The sequence below is a fragment of the Alienimonas chondri genome (assembly GCF_013036045.1).
Lineage (GTDB): Bacteria > Planctomycetota > Planctomycetia > Planctomycetales > Planctomycetaceae > Alienimonas > Alienimonas chondri.
Map to the genome: position 1 here is coordinate 1 of NZ_WTPX01000058.1, position 15,854 is coordinate 15,854.

14 protein-coding genes are annotated in these 15,854 nt (G+C 68.5%); 5 read left to right on the plus strand and 9 right to left on the minus strand.

Annotated elements, in window-relative coordinates; genetic code table 11:
• Positions 1-2,271 (plus strand): polyphosphate kinase 1 (gene ppk1 / locus LzC2_RS10405; protein ID WP_261345234.1); only part of this gene is annotated, 2,271 nt, incomplete at its 5' end.
• Between the two features lie 160 nt (positions 2,272-2,431).
• Here the strand turns inward: ppk1 and LzC2_RS10410 are convergent.
• Positions 2,432-3,592, minus strand: a complete 1,161-nt coding sequence (locus tag LzC2_RS10410; RefSeq protein ID WP_171186592.1) for a type III polyketide synthase — start codon at positions 3,590-3,592, stop codon at positions 2,432-2,434.
• Between the two features lie 181 nt (positions 3,593-3,773).
• Between LzC2_RS10410 and LzC2_RS10415 the strand changes: the two genes are divergently transcribed.
• Positions 3,774-4,922, plus strand: coding sequence for a DUF1559 domain-containing protein (locus LzC2_RS10415; protein WP_171186594.1), 1,149 nt, complete (start codon positions 3,774-3,776; stop codon positions 4,920-4,922).
• Between the two features lie 27 nt (positions 4,923-4,949).
• Here the strand turns inward: LzC2_RS10415 and LzC2_RS10420 are convergent, their stop codons facing one another.
• The 6 genes from LzC2_RS10420 to LzC2_RS10445 form a co-directional block, all read right to left on the minus strand.
• Entirely contained in the window at positions 4,950-5,510 is a 561-nt protein-coding gene (locus LzC2_RS10420) for an IS630 family transposase (RefSeq protein WP_171186596.1), read from the minus strand.
• Between the two features lie 26 nt (positions 5,511-5,536).
• On the minus strand, positions 5,537-5,884 hold the full coding sequence (locus LzC2_RS10425) for an IS630 transposase-related protein (protein ID WP_171186598.1): 348 nt from the start codon (positions 5,882-5,884) through the stop codon (positions 5,537-5,539).
• Positions 5,885-6,141: 257 nt separating this feature from the next.
• The gene (locus tag LzC2_RS10430) at positions 6,142-6,936 is read right to left on the minus strand and encodes a hypothetical protein (protein ID WP_171186600.1); all 795 of its coding nucleotides are present in this window, start codon (positions 6,934-6,936) and stop codon (positions 6,142-6,144) included.
• Positions 6,937-7,065: 129 nt separating this feature from the next.
• Positions 7,066-8,388 carry a YkgJ family cysteine cluster protein gene (locus LzC2_RS10435; RefSeq protein WP_171186602.1) on the minus strand — a complete coding sequence of 441 codons (1,323 nt, stop codon included), beginning with the start codon at positions 8,386-8,388 and terminating at the stop codon, positions 7,066-7,068.
• 77 nt (positions 8,389-8,465) lie between these two features.
• Complete coding sequence (locus LzC2_RS10440; RefSeq protein WP_171186604.1) at positions 8,466-8,984, minus strand: type II secretion system protein; 519 nt, start codon at positions 8,982-8,984, stop codon at positions 8,466-8,468.
• A 224-nt stretch (positions 8,985-9,208) separates the two neighbouring features.
• Complete coding sequence (locus LzC2_RS10445) at positions 9,209-10,705, minus strand: sulfatase family protein (RefSeq protein ID WP_171186606.1); 1,497 nt, start codon at positions 10,703-10,705, stop codon at positions 9,209-9,211.
• Between the two features lie 108 nt (positions 10,706-10,813).
• Between LzC2_RS10445 and LzC2_RS10450 the strand changes: the two genes are divergently transcribed.
• The 3 genes from LzC2_RS10450 to LzC2_RS10460 are packed head-to-tail and all read left to right on the plus strand — an operon-like array spanning position 10,814 to position 13,937.
• A complete protein-coding gene (locus tag LzC2_RS10450; protein WP_171186608.1) occupies positions 10,814-12,133 on the plus strand; it encodes a glycosyltransferase family 4 protein in 1,320 nt (439 codons plus the stop codon).
• On the plus strand, positions 12,130-12,702 hold the full coding sequence (mug, locus tag LzC2_RS10455; protein ID WP_171186609.1) for a G/U mismatch-specific DNA glycosylase: 573 nt from the start codon (positions 12,130-12,132) through the stop codon (positions 12,700-12,702). The genes LzC2_RS10450 and mug overlap by 4 nt, the downstream gene beginning before the upstream one ends.
• Entirely contained in the window at positions 12,699-13,937 is a 1,239-nt protein-coding gene (locus tag LzC2_RS10460; protein ID WP_171186611.1) for a threonine/serine exporter family protein, read from the plus strand. The genes mug and LzC2_RS10460 overlap by 4 nt, the downstream gene beginning before the upstream one ends.
• Before the next feature lie 27 nt (positions 13,938-13,964).
• Here the strand turns inward: LzC2_RS10460 and LzC2_RS10465 are convergent, their stop codons facing one another.
• Both LzC2_RS10465 and LzC2_RS10470 read right to left on the minus strand, forming a co-directional pair.
• Complete coding sequence (locus LzC2_RS10465) at positions 13,965-15,323, minus strand: DUF1501 domain-containing protein (protein ID WP_171186613.1); 1,359 nt, start codon at positions 15,321-15,323, stop codon at positions 13,965-13,967.
• Positions 15,324-15,332: 9 nt separating this feature from the next.
• On the minus strand, positions 15,333-15,806 hold the full coding sequence (locus tag LzC2_RS10470) for a hypothetical protein (RefSeq protein WP_171186588.1): 474 nt from the start codon (positions 15,804-15,806) through the stop codon (positions 15,333-15,335).
• Between the last annotated feature and the right edge of the window lie 48 nt (positions 15,807-15,854).

A 15,854-nucleotide genomic window follows, 5' to 3' on the forward strand; every position in this document is an offset into this window, starting at 1 on the left:
ACGTTCGCTGCTCCCGCCCCCGTGTCGCCCGAACACTTTCTCAACCGCGAGCTCTCTTGGCTGGAGTTCAATCAGCGGGTGCTGGACGAAGCGGCCGATCCGCAGGTGCCGCCGCTGGAACGATTGAAGTTCCTGGCCATCACCGGGGCGAATCTTGATGAGTTCTTCATGGTCCGGGTCGGCGGCTTGCAGATGCTCGCGGAGGAGACCCGCGAGGGGCGCGACGCCTCGGAGACGGAGGACGAAGACTTCGCCGACAGCGGGTTCGGCGGCACCCCCGGCACGGACCCGGCGGGGATGACGCCGGAGCAGCAGCTCGCCGCGATCGCGGAGCGCTGCGCCGCCATGAACGCTGATCAATACGCCCTGTTAGCGGAGCTGGACGAACTGCTCGCCGGGCACGGCTTCGTGCGGCCGGACCCGAAAAAGCTGACCTCCCATCAAGCCGCGGCGCTGGATCACGCCTTCAGCGAGGCGTTGTTCGGCGTCCTCACCCCCACCAGCGTGACGGCGCCGGAGGATTTCCCCCTCGTGGAGACCGGCGCCGTCTGCGTGCTCGTCCGGCTCGCCCCGGCGCCGCCGCATCGAGAGGACGACCCGGAGATCAAAGCCGCGGCGAACGCGCTGAACGAAGGCGGATCGCGGTTCGCCGTCATCCCCTGCGGCCGAGCCGTGCCCCGTTGGCTGACGCTGCCCGCCGACGGCGCCGCGGGAGATCACGGTCCCGGAACGAACGCCGAGGGCGGCCGGGCGTTCGCCTATCTGCCGGTCGAAGAGGCCGTCGCCCATCTGGCCGGACGCTTCTTCGAGGGACAAACGGTCGAGGAAGCGGTCGCCTTCCGCGTCACCCGCAACGCCGACCTGGCGATTCGCGAGGATCAGGCGGGGGATTTATTGCGTCAGATGCGGCGGGTACTGGAGAAGCGTCGTCGGGGCGGCTGCGTACGGCTGGAGCTGGCCGCGGGGGCGTCGGAGGAGGCCACGGCCTTCCTCAAGCACTGTCTGGACGTCGAGCCGCGGGACTTATATCTCGCGCACGGACCGATCGGGCTGGGGGCGTTGATGAAGGTCACCGGCGCCGCGGGGTTCGACGATCTGCGGGTCGAGGATTGGCCGCCGCAACCGCCGGTGCGTCTGGACGGGGAGGAGCCGTCCTTCGAAGCGCTCAGCGCCGGCGACGTGCTCTTATATCACCCCTACGACAGCTACGAGCCGGTCGTGCGTTTGGCCGAGGAGGCCGCCGAAGACCCGGACGTGCTGGCGATCAAACAGACGCTCTATCGCACCAGCGCCGACAGCCGGATCGTCGCCGCCCTCAAAACCGCCGCCCAGGCGGGCAAGAGCGTGGCCGCGGTGGTAGAATTGAAAGCCCGGTTCGACGAGGCCCGCAATATCGAATGGGCCCGCGACCTGGAACGAGCCGGCGTGCAGGTGATCTACGGCGTGCGGGGGTTGAAGACCCATGCGAAGCTGCTGCTGATCATCCGCCGTGAGCCGGACGGCGTGCGTCGGTACGCACACTTCGGGACGGGGAACTATAACGAATCGACGGCCCGGATTTATTCGGACGCCAGCCTGATGACGGCGGACGACGACCTCACCGCGGACGCCGTCAATTTCTTCAACGCCGTCACCGGCTACAGCCAGCCGCAGGCGTTTCGCCGGATCGAAGCGGCGCCGATCGGCCTGCGGGAACGGGTCGCGGAACTCATCCGGGCCGAAGCCGACCGCGCCCGTCAGGGCATGCCCGCGGCGATCGACGCGAAGATGAACTCGTTGGTCGACCCGGCGTTGATCGACGCGCTTTATCACGCCAGCCGCGCCGGCGTGAAGATTCGATTGAACATCCGCGGCATCTGCTGCCTGCGGCCGGGGGTGGAGGGCGTCAGCGAGAATATCCGGGTCGTCTCCGTGGTGGATCGCTTCCTGGAGCACGCCCGGGTGATGCGGTTCGTGCACGGCGGGGACGAATTAATGTATCTCTCCAGCGCCGACTGGATGCCCCGCAACCTGGACCGGCGGATCGAACTGCTGGTCCCCGTGACCGCGGAGCCGCTCAAGAAGCGGCTTCAAGACGCGATTAATCTCTACTTCCGCGATAACGTCAAAGCCCGCGAACTGCACGCCGACGGCGTCTGGAGGAAGGTGACCCGCCGCGGCCGCAAGATTCGCAGCCAGCGGGTGCTCTATGAAGACGCCGTCTCCCGGGCGGAGCGATTGCGCCCCACCGTCTTCGAACCGCACAAAGCGCCCACGAAGAACGACGAGTGAGGCGGGATCGACGCTGCGTCCCTACCAGCCCGACGCGCAAGCGTCGGCCGTGAGTCGGTCGCATCACTCTTCGACATTCGACGCAGTCCTTCGGCTGCGCCGACGGCCGATGCTTGCGCATCGGGCTTATAATCGGTAAAAAATGCGGCTCACCGGCGCTTCAGCCCAGCAGCGACGCCTCGACCGTCAGGCCGGGGCCGAAGCCGATCGCGACGACCGGGCCGGAGGACACGTCGCGGGTCGCCCGCAGGCGGTCCAGCAGGAACAGGATCGTGGGGCTCGACAGGTTCCCCACGTCGGCCAGCAGGCTGCGGGAGGGGTTCAACGCCTCGGCGGGCAGATTGAGCGCATCGACGGCGGCGTCGAGGATCGCCGGTCCGCCGGGATGCACGGCCCAGGTGCCCACGTCGCGCTGCGTCAGACCGAATCGGCCGAGCCACTCGTCCATCCATGCGGAGAGGTGCTCGCGAATCGCCTCCGGCACGGCGGGTTCCAGGGTCATGCGAAAGCCGGCGTCGCCGACCCGCCAGGTCATCGCGTCGCCGGTGTCGGCCAGCAACACGGATCCGCTGCCGAGGAATTGATAGACGTCCTCCGCGACCGGCGGGGGTTCGTTCGGATCGTCTGGGACGAAGTCGGCCCCGGTGAGCACCACCGCGGCGGCGCCGTCGGCGAACAGGGCGTTGGCGATCACCTGCCCGGCGTCGGACAGCGGATCGGGCGTGTATTGATGGTGCAGGCTGCACAGTTCCACCGCGGTCAGCAGCACCACGGCGGACGGATCTTCGGCGCACAGCGCCGCGGCGACCCGCAACCCGTTCAGCGCGGCGTGACAGCCCATAAACCCGACGTGCGTGCGTCCCACCGACCGCGGCAGGCCGAGGTCTTCGATCAGGGCGCAATCGACGCCCGGCGCCGCGAACCCGGTGCAGCTGACCGTCACCGATTGCGTGATGCGGCCGGGATCGACGCCGGCGTCCCGCAGCGCCGCGGCGGCGGCCCGCACCGCCAGCGGAGCGGCATGCTGTTCGTAGATCGCGATGCGATCGCCGGTGCTGGGGCCGGTCGGGCCGGGTTCATAGAAGGGCACGCGCTCCGGCTCCGTGCCTTCGCTGTCCGGTTCGACCAGCACGAGGTGCCGGCGCTTCACCCCGACCTTGCGGTACAGCATGCTGATCCGGCGGCGGCCCGGTTCTCCCTCCGGCCCCGGCGGCGGTCCGGTGCGGCCGGCGAGCACGCCGGTCTCCCCCTGGTCGATCCATCCGGCCGGCAAAGCGGTCCCGATCCCCCGCAGGGTGCACGACGCGGGCGGGGACGACATACGACGCGGCCGAGAGACGGACTGTGGAGAGTGGGACATAGCTTACCCGCCGACGGGACCCTTCGTCGCCATGGTTTCGGGGGAGAGGGCGGGATACGATCGTTCCGCTCCGATCGGACTCTTTCCGAGCGACTTTGACGGCTCGGCGCCGACGGGATCATTCCCCCATGGCCGAGTCGCTATGAACGCCGCATCGCCCCGCCGGTCCGAGACAAGTCGCGGCGGGTTCGGATGGATCGAAGCGCTGGTAGTCCTCGGCATCCTTGCTTTGGTGATCAGCCTGTTCCTTCCGAAGGTTCAAGGTGCACGTGAAGCGGCCCGCCGGAGCCAGTGCCAGAACAACCTGAAGCAACTCGGGTTGGCGATGCACAACTATCACAGCACCTATAAGGTGTTCCCCGCACAGGGTTCTGGAAACAGCACGACCGGCGAGGAGGGTAAAGCGGGGGATCTGTCGGCGCTCGTCGGGCTGATTCCGTATCTGGACTCCACGCCGCACTGGAACAACATCGTTAAACCCCTGGACGTGAACGCGGACGGCTCGCCCCGCACCCCGCCCTGGCCAGCGATGGGACCGGAGCCGGGCAATATCAATTACGGGCCGTGGCAGACGAAAGTTCGCTCGCTGTACTGTCCCTCCAATGAGGTCGGCAACACCGGCGGCCCGGCGGATGTGATGTCCGACACGAACTACGCTTTGAACACCGGCGACAACGCCGCCGGCGGGTACGGGGCCGAGCCGAACGAGGAGGGCGAGCTGCCCGCCGCCCGCGGGGCGTTTCTCTTTCGGCAGTGGATCGGCTTGGGGGATCTCTCGGACGGGACCGCGACGACGTTGTTGATCGGGGAGATCGGCCGCAGCGACGGCTCCAACACCCATCGGGCGCACGTCCTGTTGAACGCCGGCGCCGCGACTCCCGCGATGCAGTACGACGCCGACCGCGGCGTGCTCAACCCGTCCGCCTGCCTCGCCGCCGCGGAGAACGCGAACGACCCCGGCTTTTACCCCAGCAACGCCTCCCTGCACGTCCGCGGCAGCCGTTGGAACGACGCCGGCGGGAGCTACACCGGGTTCAACACGATCCTCCCCCCGAACGGCCCCAGCTGCGCCCTGACGAAGGATCACCGGCAGCGGGCGATCCTCTCCGCCGGCTCGTTTCACAGCGGCGGCGTGCAGGTCGCGATGGGCGACGGCAGCGTGAAGTTCATCAGCGAGACGATCGACGTCGGCGACTCGACTCAGCCCGGCGTGACGACCGGCGAGAGTCCCTACGGCGTCTGGGGCGCCCTCGGCACCCGCGACGGCGGCGAAGCGACCGACGATTATTGAGGCGTCTAGTGCGTCTGCTGGATAAGTTTAGCGGTAGCCGCAGTGGCGGAGGTAGTTGCGGCATTGCTGCGGCGGGAACAGGTCGAGGACTTGGCCGCACAGTTCCCACAGCCGATCGACGGTGCGGGCGGCCCCGTCCCGCAGCAGCTTCTTGAACTTGCTAAACGCCAACTCGATCGGGTTGAAGTCCGGGCTGTAGGCCGGCAGATACGCGACCCGTGCGCCGGCCGCTTCGATCGCCTCCCGCACGCCCCGCACTTTGTGGGCGGAGAGATTGTCCATCACCACCACGTCTCCTGCCTTCAGTTCCCGGCGCAGATGCTGCCGGACCCAGGCCAGAAACACCGGCCCGTTGATCGGCCCGTCCACGCACAGCGGAGCCACGAACCCGGTCGATCGCATCGCGCCCAGGAAGGTCGTGGTCGTCCAGCGTCGACAGGGAACGCCTTCGTACAGTCGCACGCCGCGGCCGCAACGGCCGTGCGTGCGGGTCATGTTGTCCTTGGCCCAGGTTTCGTCGAGGAACACGATCCGGTCGGGATCGAGGGTCTTCAACCACGCCGCCCACCGCTCCCGAGCGTCGGCCACGTCGGGGCGAGCGCGTTCGGCGGCGATCAGCGTCTTTTTTTACGCGTGATCCCCAAGCCCTTCAGCGCCCGGGCGATCAGCGTTTCGGACGCCTCCACGCCGCGTTCGGCTTTCAGCTCGGCTTTGAGTTCCCGCAGGTAGGCGTCGGGACGGTCGGCGATCTTCGCCTTCAGCCAATCCGCCCAGGCGTGCCAGGTCGGGGTGCGGTTGCGGGTCGTCGCCGGAGCGACTTTGCCGCGCTCGCGGCGATCCTGCTTGATCCGGCGGACCCAGCTTTCGGAGACGTCGAACTTCAGGGCGACCGCCCGCGTGCCTTCTCCGGCGTCGCAGGCGGCCAAGACGTCCCGGCGGAACTTTTTGGAATAGGCGAACACGGCGGCGATCCGGCGGAGAAAGACGCCGCAGAGCCTACGCAGCCCGCAACGGCCGCGCTAGAGATAGACGCCGGACGCACTAGTTGAGACCGGAGCGCAAGCTCTGGCGGTCGCTCAAAGAAGCAGACGATCGCTCTCTTGTTGGTCGGCCGCTTGCGGTTTTGCAGCGTCCGAGAGCTTTCCGGCGCCGCGAAACCGCAAGCGATCGGCGAAGTCCGTCGACCGACCGACGCACGGCCGGAGCTTGCGCTCCGGTCTCACCGCCGGGTCAGCCGCACGGTCGGGGCGCGGCTGCCGGCGACGCGGACGGCGCCCCCGTCGATCTCCATCTCTTCCAACACCGCCTGGTTCGCCGCCCGCGGATTGAGCTGCACGATCAGCACCGGCGGGCCGGCCGCGGCGCCCTCCGCGCCCTCGGCTTTCGGGGCGAGATCCCACTCGTGGCGGACCTTGTATTTCTCCAGGTATTTCGAGACCTGCGGGGCGAACGTCGCCGGGTCCAGCGGGAACAGCCCCGCCATCAGCCCCTCGACGTGCAACGCCACCTTGTTCGGGCCGATCATCTCCGGTCGCACCGCCAGGCTCACCACCCCGTCGAACTTCGAACTGTTCAACCGGAATCCCAGCCGCACCAGCCCGGGCCGGGTCAGATCGACCCGCGGGTCGGAGACTTCGTTCGGAATCTGGTCGCCGTACTGCTCGGGCAAGCTCTCGGCCAGCCAGCCGTTCACTTCGTCCTGGGTGAAGCGTTGCTCCCAGGTGTCGCCGTATTCGACGTCGCGGGCCAGTTCGACGGTGCGTTCGGTGAACGCTTCGGCCTGCGCCCGGCGTTCGGCCGGCGGCGTCGCTTCCAAGGCCCGCGTGTAGAAGTCCGGTTCGCTCTCGGCGAGGTACCAGAACCCGACGGCGGCGACGGTCACCGCGCCCAGCAGGAACCCGATCACCAGCGTCAGGATCGTCCCCCGCCACGAACCGCGGCGAGCGGAACCCGCCCGATCAGCGGTGGATGAAGCGGCGGTCGCCCCGAAGGCGGCCGGGGTCGCGGTGGACACGGGGGCGGCTCCCTGGATGGATGGGCCTCGACTGGACGATAAATCGCCCCGCCGAACCGGTCAACGGCGGTCCGGCGCGCCCTTCGCAGGCGAATCTCATCTTAACAGGTCGCCTCCGCCCGCCCGCGATCACCGTCCACAACGGGCGATCAGCTTCGCCAGATCGCCGGTTTTCTGCAGTTGGCGAACCGCTCGGCGGTGGTTCGATCCGGTCGTGTTCGGGTCGTAGCCGTGGTGGTGATCGACCAGTTGCAGCCCGAGCCGCACGTCCTGCAGCGTCGCCCGATCGCGCTGCTCGGCCAAGGCCCGCCAGCGGGCCAGCGTGATCGCCAGGGGGAACGTCAGCCCGAGGGCGAAGAACCCGTCCGTCAGCGGCCACCCGTCGAACGCCGGGCCGCAGCAGGCGAGTCCCTCCAGCTTCACCCGCATGTATCGGGCGAACAGTTCGTCCGCTCCGGGCGGCGGCGGGCCGGCGTCCTCCGCCAGTCGAGCGGCCGGGATCGGCCCCGCCCACAGTCCCTTCGGCGTCAGCCCCGCGGCGGAAACGAACTTCGCCGCCCCCGCGACCCGCCGCAACCGCCCGCCGAGATTCCCGAACGCCCCGCCCCCGGCGGTCGCGCCGGTCGTCGCCGCGGTGTCCTTGTGGGCGTAGGTCGCCAACGCCCCGCGGAACGTCAGTTCTCCGGCCCGCGTGGGCGGGTCGTACTCGTGCAAATCCTCCGGCAGTTCCGCCGCGGCGGCGCCGGAGATCAGTTCCAAGAACTCCTTCAACCGTCGCCCGCTGACCTCCCCGAACTGCGATCGATCGACCACCGCGGCCAGCGAAACGGCCCGCAACAACGCCGGCACAAAGGGGCCGTCGCCTTCAAAGCAGGCCGCCAGCGCCTCGCGGACGCGGTCGAAGTCCGCCCAACCGACCGACTGCGACCGCGACAGCGCCGGCGGTTCGGCTCCCTGGAACCCCGGTGGGAGCACGGCGTGGGCGAGGGCTTTGACCTCCGCCGCGTTGTCCACGACCGCGGCGCCGTCGTTCGCCGTCACGGTGGGGCAACTGAACCGCAGACTGACCGTCACGCCCTTCCGCGAGGGGTGCAAGGCGTAGGGATAGACCCGGCAGGCGAGCGGTTTGGTCTCCTCGCCGAACTCTTTGTGCACCGCGCACAGCCCGTCCGGCCGCAGGAAGGCGCAGGCGCCGTCCGGGGCGTGATTCAAGCGAAATCGCGCCCGCCGCTTAAACGCCGGCGGCAGCCATTTGGACGCGATGAACCGGGCCGACGCCCCAAGCGGCACGATCGGCTCGACGCCGCCCGGCGTGTTTTCCGCGGTCCATCCCTGCCCAACGAGGCGGTCGCGTTCCTCCGCCGTGATCTCGATCTGATGCTCCCGGCAGCAACCGGCGCACGACTGGCAGGTCCAGCGCTGGATCGTCGGGAGTTGAACGGGAACGGCCAACGGCGGGCGTCTCTCAGGGTAGAACTCGCCCCCCCACACTAACCCGAGGCGTCAGCGAGGGAATCGGGTCGCCGGGTTCACCACGCGGCGCGTTCCTCGTCGCCCTGCGCCCGGAACTCGCCGGTGACGGGGCTGTATCGCCAGCCGTGGACCGTGTCGGCGGCATCCGCGGGCGGCAGCGTCTCGCCGATCGCCACGTCGGTCGCCCCGGTGAGGGGGTTCTCCGGAAAGGCGTCGCCGACGAGGTACGGGCCGAACAGGTGTTCCGGCCCGTCGCCCGCCCCGTCTTCGGCAAACCGGCCCGCGGCATCGGTGCGGCGGGTCATCTGTTCGAGCAGCGGGCCGGTCACGCCCGGCAGGGTGTCGTCGTGCTGCACGCGGTACAGCTCGATCTGTCCGCGAAGGACGTGCAATTGCTCGCGGAGCCGTTCGTCTTCCGTCTGGGAGACCTCCGCGTGGAGCTGCGGCAGAACCGTCGCGGCCAGCAGGCCGATCAGCGCCAACGCAATGAACACCTCGACCAGCGTGAACCCCGACCGCCGTGCGGGCGTCGGGAGGGCGAACTTCCGAGCGGCGGATGAACCGAGACGAGACATATCGGATTGATTTGGGAACGAGAGGCGCGGCCGACTCCTCCGGGCGCCGCATGGAACGATGCAAGCCGGTTTGCGATTCGCAAATCGGAAGGCGTGTGGACTGAACGATCCGCGTCCGCCCCGCCGGCGCTCCCGGCGCGGACGGGCCTCGGCGTCAGGACCGGCCCCCGATTCTCGCCGCGCGCGGCGGGTTTTCGACCGCTCTTCCGTGAGCAGGTCGCGGGTTACTCGCCGTGCTCCGGCTCGCCGGACATCTGCAGCCGCTCGAGAGCCGCGGTCAGTTCGGCGACCTTCTCCGGGAGGTCGAGGTAACGATTATCCGACTCGTCCGGGTCATCGGCAAGGTCGTATAACTGCCCGATCGGCTCGCCGGGCTGGGGGTCGATCTTCCGCGGCGGGGTGAATCCGCCGCTGCCCCGCCAGGGAATCAGCTTCCAGCGGCCCTCCGCGTCGTCGACGCGGACGAAGTCTTTGCCGCCGCTCGCCTCGAACAACGCCTCGGTGCGGGGGCCTCGTTTCCCGGGGGCAAGCGTCGTCGCGCCGCTCCAGACGGGCCACTGGTTCACGGCGTCCGGGGCGGCGCCGGCGGGCAGTTCCACGCCGCAGGCCGCGGCGAGCGTCGGCAGGAGATCCGTGTGCAGCGTGAGCGCATCCGACGTCGCCCCCGCCTCGACCCCCGGCCCGGCGACGAAGAACGGCATCCGATGGCCGCCCTCGTAGGCGTCCCCCTTCATCCCCCGGAAGCCGCCGGCGCTGAGGTGGTCGTACTTCTCCTCATCCGCGTCGTACCAGACCGGGCCGTTGTCGCTGGTGAAGACCACCAGCGTGTTCTCCGCGGCGCCGCTTTCCTCCAGCGCCTGCAACACGGCTCCGATCGCGGCGTCGGTCTCGTTCACGAACTGCCCGTAGAGCGCCGCCCCGCCGGGGTAATCGACCGGGTTCCCCGTCACCGCCCACGGCGTATGGGGCGAGGCGAAGGCCAGGTACATCAGGAACGGCTTCCCCCCGTCGTTCGCCTCCGCTGCGAGGTCCGTCACCAGCGAAGCCGCTTCGTCCCGGAAGTCCGGCAGCACCTTCTGATGAGCGAACCCCGGAGCGATGCCCCCGCCGCGCCAGAAGTCGCCCTGAATCTTGGTCCACGCCGGCGAGGAGCCGGGACCGATCTCGTCCGTCGGCAGCACGACCGCCCGGCGGTCGCGGATGTAGTAGTACGGCGGGCCGTCCAGGGAGACGTCGATGCCGAAGTACGAATCGAACCCGCGGTCCGCCGGCCCGCCGCGGTGCTCAACGTCACGATCCTCGCCCAACGGCTCACCCTCCGGCGTGACGAATCCGAGGTGCCACTTCCCCACCATCGCCGTGCGATATCCCGCCGCCTGAAACACGCCGGGCAGCGTGGGGGTGTCCGCGGCGATCTGCGGCGGGCCGGCCCACTTCCACGGCCGTCCCCGCTGCGAATATTTCCCCGTCAGCAGCGAGTACCGCGTCGGCGTGCACCAGGACGCCGGGCTGTGGGCGTCCGTGAACCGCGTCCCCGCCTTGGCGAGTCGATCCAGGTGCGGCGTGGGGATCTTCGAAGCCGGGTTGTTCGCCCCCACGTCGCCGTACCCCATATCGTCCGCGAGGATCACCACCACGTTCGGGCGCTGATCCGCCGGTCGTTGATCCACGGGGTCCGCGGGGGCGAGAACCGCGGCGGTCAACAGGGCGAGGGGCAACATGGGCGAATCTCCAAACGCGGGCGAACGACGCGAGTATGATCGCCCCGTCCCCCGCTGCCCACCCGCCCGGCGCCCGCCGTTCGCCTCCAAAGGCTCCCGCCCGCACCGATGCACGTCGTCATCCTGACCGCCGGCGGGGCCGGGATGTTCTGCGGGAGTTGCCTGCAGGACAACGCCCTCGCCCGCGCGTTAATGGCGAGCGGCGAAGAGGTCTCCCTGATTCCCACCTATACCCCGCTGACGCTCGACACGAAGGACGAATCGCTGCTCGGCCTCAACCGCGGCCGGGTGTTCCTCGGGGGGATCAATCTCTATCTCAAACATCAGTCGAAGCTGTGGAACAGGCTGCCGCGCTGGTTCACGCGGATCCTCGACAGCCGCTGGGCCCTGCGGCTCAGCTCCAAGTTGGGCGTCTCCAACGACGCCGCGGACCTCGGTCCGTTGACGATCGATTTATTGCGCGGCGAAGAGGGGCCGCAAAGGCGGGGGATCGAGGAGCTGGTCGATTGGATCGTAAATCGTTTAAAGCCCGACGTCGTCGTGTTCAGCAACGCGTTGCTGGTCGGCCCGCTGCGGGAACTGCGGAAGGCCTTTGACGGGCCCGTCTGGTGCACGTTGCAGGGAGACGACATCTTCCTCGACGCATTAAGAGAACCGCATCAATCCGCGGCGCTGGCGATGATCTCCGACCGGGCCGGCGACGAGAATCACGGCTTCACCGGGTTCCTCACCCACAGCGAGTATTACGCCGACCATATGGCGGACGCTCTCGCCCTGCCCCGCGATCGTTTCCGCACGCTGCCGCTGTTGTTGGAGCCGGACGGCTATCCCGAAGCGCCGCCGACGCCGCAGGACGGCGACGTTTTTAGTATCGGATACTTCGCCCGCATCTGCCCGGAGAAGGGCCTGCACAACCTCGTCGACGCGGTGACGACCCTGCGGGAACGACGGCCGGAGGTGAACTGGAAGCTGCTGGCCGGCGGGTATCTCGGCCCGCGCGACAAGAAGTACTATCGAGGCCTGCAAAAGCGGACCGCCGATTGGGGAGAGGCCTTTGAATACGCCGGCGCCCCGGGGACGCTCGCGGAGAAGGCGGCGATTTATCGGCGGTTCGATCTGCTCAGCGTGCCGACGGTCTATCGGGAGCCGAAGGGGCTACCGGTGTTGGAGGGCTGGGCCTGCGGCGTGCCCTGCGTGCAGCCGGCCCACGGATCGTTCCCGGAGTTATTACAGGGCGTCCCCGCCGGCCGATTAGTGCCTCCTGGCGACGTCGAAGCCCTTGCCGCCGCAATCGAGGAACTGTACGACGCCCCCGAGCGCCGCCGCGAGCTCGGGGCGATCGGCCACGCCGGCGTCCGCGAATTCCACGGCCCCGCCGCGGTCGCGGCGCGGTTTCGATCGATCGTCCGCCCGTCGCTCGTTTCATGACGCGGTTTCGGGTGACGAAGGAGCAACTCGCCGCGGCGGCGAACGGCGCCACGCCGGACGTGCTCGCCGCCGGCGTGCGAGTTTTGTTCTGCGGCATCAATCCGTCTCTGTATAGCGTCGTTGTGGGTCATCACTTCGCTCGCCCCGGCAATCGGTTCTGGCCGGCGCTGTACGACGGCGGCTTCACGCCGCGGTTGCTGCATCCCTCCGAGGATGAAGAGTTATTGAGTCAAGGCTGCGGGATCACGAACCTCGCCCCCCGCGGCACCCGTCGGGCGGACGAACTAACCCGCGAGGAGTTGATCGAAGGGGCGGAGGAGCTGGCCTCGAAGGTCGAGGAGTACGGCGTGCGGGTCGTCGCGTTCCTCGGGATTACCGCCTATCGCATCGCCTTCGACGAACCCCAGGCGACGATCGGCCGCCAGGAACGAACCGTCGGCGGGGCGGCCGTGTGGGTTCTGCCGAACCCCAGCGGATTGAACGCTCATTATCAAAGACCGGACTTCGCCCGATTGTTCGCGGAGCTGCGCGAGGGAACTTGCGCCCCGGCGTCAGACAGAATTTCATGAGTGATATAATGGCTGAGGAGGCGCCGCCGACCGAATCCGTGCAGATCATCATTGAATTAGCGAGCGCCCTGCATCGCTACGGCGTGCCGGCTCATGAATTAGAAGAATTGATGTCGGAGACGGCGGCCGCGTTGGGCGTCGTCGCTCAGTACTCCGCCGGCCCCACGGCGATCTACATCGCCTTCGGCCAGCCGAGCGATCATCAGACGACGATGATTCGCGTCTCGCCCGGGGAGGTCGACCTGGCGAAACTTCGGAGCCTCTACGACTTGCAGGAAACCTTGACCGCCGGGACGACGGACGCGACCGCGGGGCTGGCGGCCGTGCGGGAGATCGTGCAGCGCCCCCCGCGATTCGGCGCGGCGTGGACGGCCCCGGCGACGGGGTTGGTCGGCGCCACCGCGGCCCCGTTCTTCGGCGGCGGCTGGCACGAAGCGGCCGTCGCCGGCGTGTTGGCGCTGCTGGTCGGCACGCTGGCTTGGCTGTCCTCCAAGCGATCTCGCCTGCAAAATCTGTTGCTGCCGGCCTCCAGCGTGCTCGTCTCAGCCGTCGCGATCGGCGTCGGCACGCTCGTCCCGGACGTCACCGCCGCGATCGTGACCGTCAGCGCCCTGATCTTATTCATCCCCGGCCTGACGTTGACCATCGCGATGAACGAATTAGCCGCGCAGAACCTCATCTCCGGCTCGGCCCGATTCGCCGGGGCGATCGCCCAATTAATGATGATCGGATTCGGCGTCGAATTGGGACGCAGCCTCGTCGCCCTGGTCGCCGCTCCGGTCGTCGCCCGGCCGGAACCAGGGTTGGGCGACCCGCTCGTCGCCGCCAGCTTGTTTGTCGCGTCGCTGGCGTTCACGGTGCTGTTTCAAGCTCGGGCGCGCGACTTCGGCTGGATCTGCGTCGCCGCGTTCGTGGCCTTTTTCGGCGCCCGACTGGGCGTGCTGCTGCTCGGTCCGCTGGCCGGTCCGTCGGTGGCGGCGTTCGGCGTCGGGGCGTTCAGCAACGGCATCGGCCGGTGGCGTAAGCAGCCGGCGCTGGTCACGCTGTTGCCGGGGTTGCTGTTGCTCGTGCCGGGCAGCGTCGGTTTTAAAAGCGTCACGCAATTGCTCGACCATGATTCGGCGCGGTCGTTTGAATCGGTCTTCAACACGCTCTTAATTGCCGCCGCGATCGTCACGGGGCTGCTGTTCGCCAACGTCGCCGTCGCCCGGCGACCGGGGGAGCGGTTGAATTGACGGTCCGACGCGCCCGCGGCTCGCGGTTCAGGCGAGGATCTCCTCGATCGCGTTCGCCTCCGGGTCGGCGAGGCGGATCGGGCGGCCGACGTTGCTGAGGTTGTCCCGCCACGGATCGACGCCCGCGGCCCGGCAGAGGGTTGCGGCGAAATCGGCGGCGCTGATCGGGCGATCGATCACCTCCATCCCGGCCTCGTCCGTCTTCCCGACGACGGAGCCGCCCACGATCCCCCCGCCGCACATCACCGCGTTCCATGCCGTCGGGAAATGGTCCCGCCCGCCCTGCGGATTAATGATCGGCGTGCGACCGAATTCGCCCATCCAGACGACCAGCGTATCGCCCAGTCCGCGGTCGTTCAGGTCGTCCAGCAGCGTGCTCCACGCCGGGTCGAGCACCTCGCACAGACGTTTCACCGCGGCGAAGTTGTCGGCGTGGGTGTCCCAGGCGAACGCTTCGCCGCCGCTCACGCCGTTCAAACTGACCTCCACGAAGGGCACGCCCCGTTCGACTAATCGCCGGGCCAACATACAGCCCTGTCCGAACGGGCTGCGGCCGTACTTGTCTTTGAGCGCACCGGGTTCCTTGGACAGATCGAACGCCCCCGCGGCGGCGCCGCTCATCATGCGAACGGCTTTCTCGTAGGCCGTGCGGCGGCCGACGAGCGCGGCGTCCGGCCGGTTCGCGGCGAAGGCGTTCTCGAAGTTCGATAATAATTCGAGCCGCTTCGACATCCGTTCCCCGCCGGCGCCGCGGGGCGGAGCGAGGTTGCGAACCGTCAACGCATTCCCCCCGGCGGCGGCGTTCGGGTCCGCCCCAATAAGAGAACCGGGGCCGGCGCCCTCTCCCACCACCAAAGGGGCGTGTTCCGGGCCGAGAAAGCCCGAGCCAAACGCCCCCGGGTTCGCCAAACGGAACGGCGCAACGGAGATATACCCCGGCAAATCATTCGCCGGCCGCTCCGGCTGGGCCTGAAGCTCCTTAGAGATCGAGGCTCCCAGCGTGGGGTAATCGATCACCCCGCCGGGCCGATAGCCGGTGCGGGCGAGGAAGGTGGCTCGTCCGTGGTCGCCCTCGGGCGTGGAGAGCGTTCTCAAAATGGCGCAGCGGTCCATCCGCTGGGCGATGCCGGGCAGGTGCTCCGCGATTTGCACGCCGGGGACGGCGGTGTCGATCGCTTTGAACTCGCCGCCGTTCTCGTGGTCCGGCTTCGGATCGAACGTATCGAGCTGGCTCGGCCCGCCGGTCATCCATAAGAGAATGACGGATCGCGGCGGCTTCTGATCGCCCGCGGCCGCGGCGAGCGCCGGCAGCCAACCGGACATCGACGCCCCCGCCGCGCTCGCGGTAAAGGCCTGCAGGGCACGGCGGCGAGAGAGAATGGACATGAGCGAACCTTAATGATTCGTGCTGAACTCGGAACTATTTAATAACGTCCAAAACAGATCGGCCAACGCTTCCGCTTCGTCCTCGGCGGCGTGGACGTAGGCATTCATCGCGTCACGCTCCGCCGGCGTGGGGAGCCGGGAGACGGACGACAGGAACAGGGCGTCCAGCCGGCCGTCGGCGTCGAGGTAGGGGGCGGAGACGATCGCCGCGAAGGTGCGGCTGCGGCGGAGGTCGACGCTGTCGGCGATCAATCCGCCGTTCATCAGGCTCAGGGCCTGCAGGATGCTCGTGCGGCGATCGGCGGGGCTTTCGGAGTCGTCGCGGAACAGGCCGAGGAACTCCGCTCGGGCATCCTGCTGCATGCCGACAAACGGGTTCCCGCCGCCGTTCGGATCGAACGCCGTGAAGCACCCGGTCGCCCGTTCGAGGCTGTCGTAGAGGACCGCCGCCGACAACGGTTTGACTGGATAGCGGGCGAACATGTCCGCCGGCGGGTCGACTTCGTGCTGGGACGACAGCCCGTAGGCCCG

Coding starts and splice junctions, on each gene's coding strand:
- LzC2_RS10410 (WP_171186592.1), bottom strand. CDS start 3,592: ATGTCGTCCCCGCCCGCGTCGTGCACCCTGCGGGGGATCGGGACCGCT.
- LzC2_RS10415 (WP_171186594.1), top strand. CDS start 3,774: ATGAACGCCGCATCGCCCCGCCGGTCCGAGACAAGTCGCGGCGGGTTC.
- LzC2_RS10440 (WP_171186604.1), bottom strand. CDS start 8,984: ATGTCTCGTCTCGGTTCATCCGCCGCTCGGAAGTTCGCCCTCCCGACG.
- LzC2_RS10445 (WP_171186606.1), bottom strand. CDS start 10,705: ATGTTGCCCCTCGCCCTGTTGACCGCCGCGGTTCTCGCCCCCGCGGAC.
- LzC2_RS10450 (WP_171186608.1), top strand. CDS start 10,814: ATGCACGTCGTCATCCTGACCGCCGGCGGGGCCGGGATGTTCTGCGGG.
- mug (WP_171186609.1), top strand. CDS start 12,130: ATGACGCGGTTTCGGGTGACGAAGGAGCAACTCGCCGCGGCGGCGAAC.
- LzC2_RS10460 (WP_171186611.1), top strand. CDS start 12,699: ATGAGTGATATAATGGCTGAGGAGGCGCCGCCGACCGAATCCGTGCAG.
- LzC2_RS10465 (WP_171186613.1), bottom strand. CDS start 15,323: ATGTCCATTCTCTCTCGCCGCCGTGCCCTGCAGGCCTTTACCGCGAGC.
- LzC2_RS10470 (WP_171186588.1), bottom strand. CDS start 15,806: ATGTTCGCCCGCTATCCAGTCAAACCGTTGTCGGCGGCGGTCCTCTAC.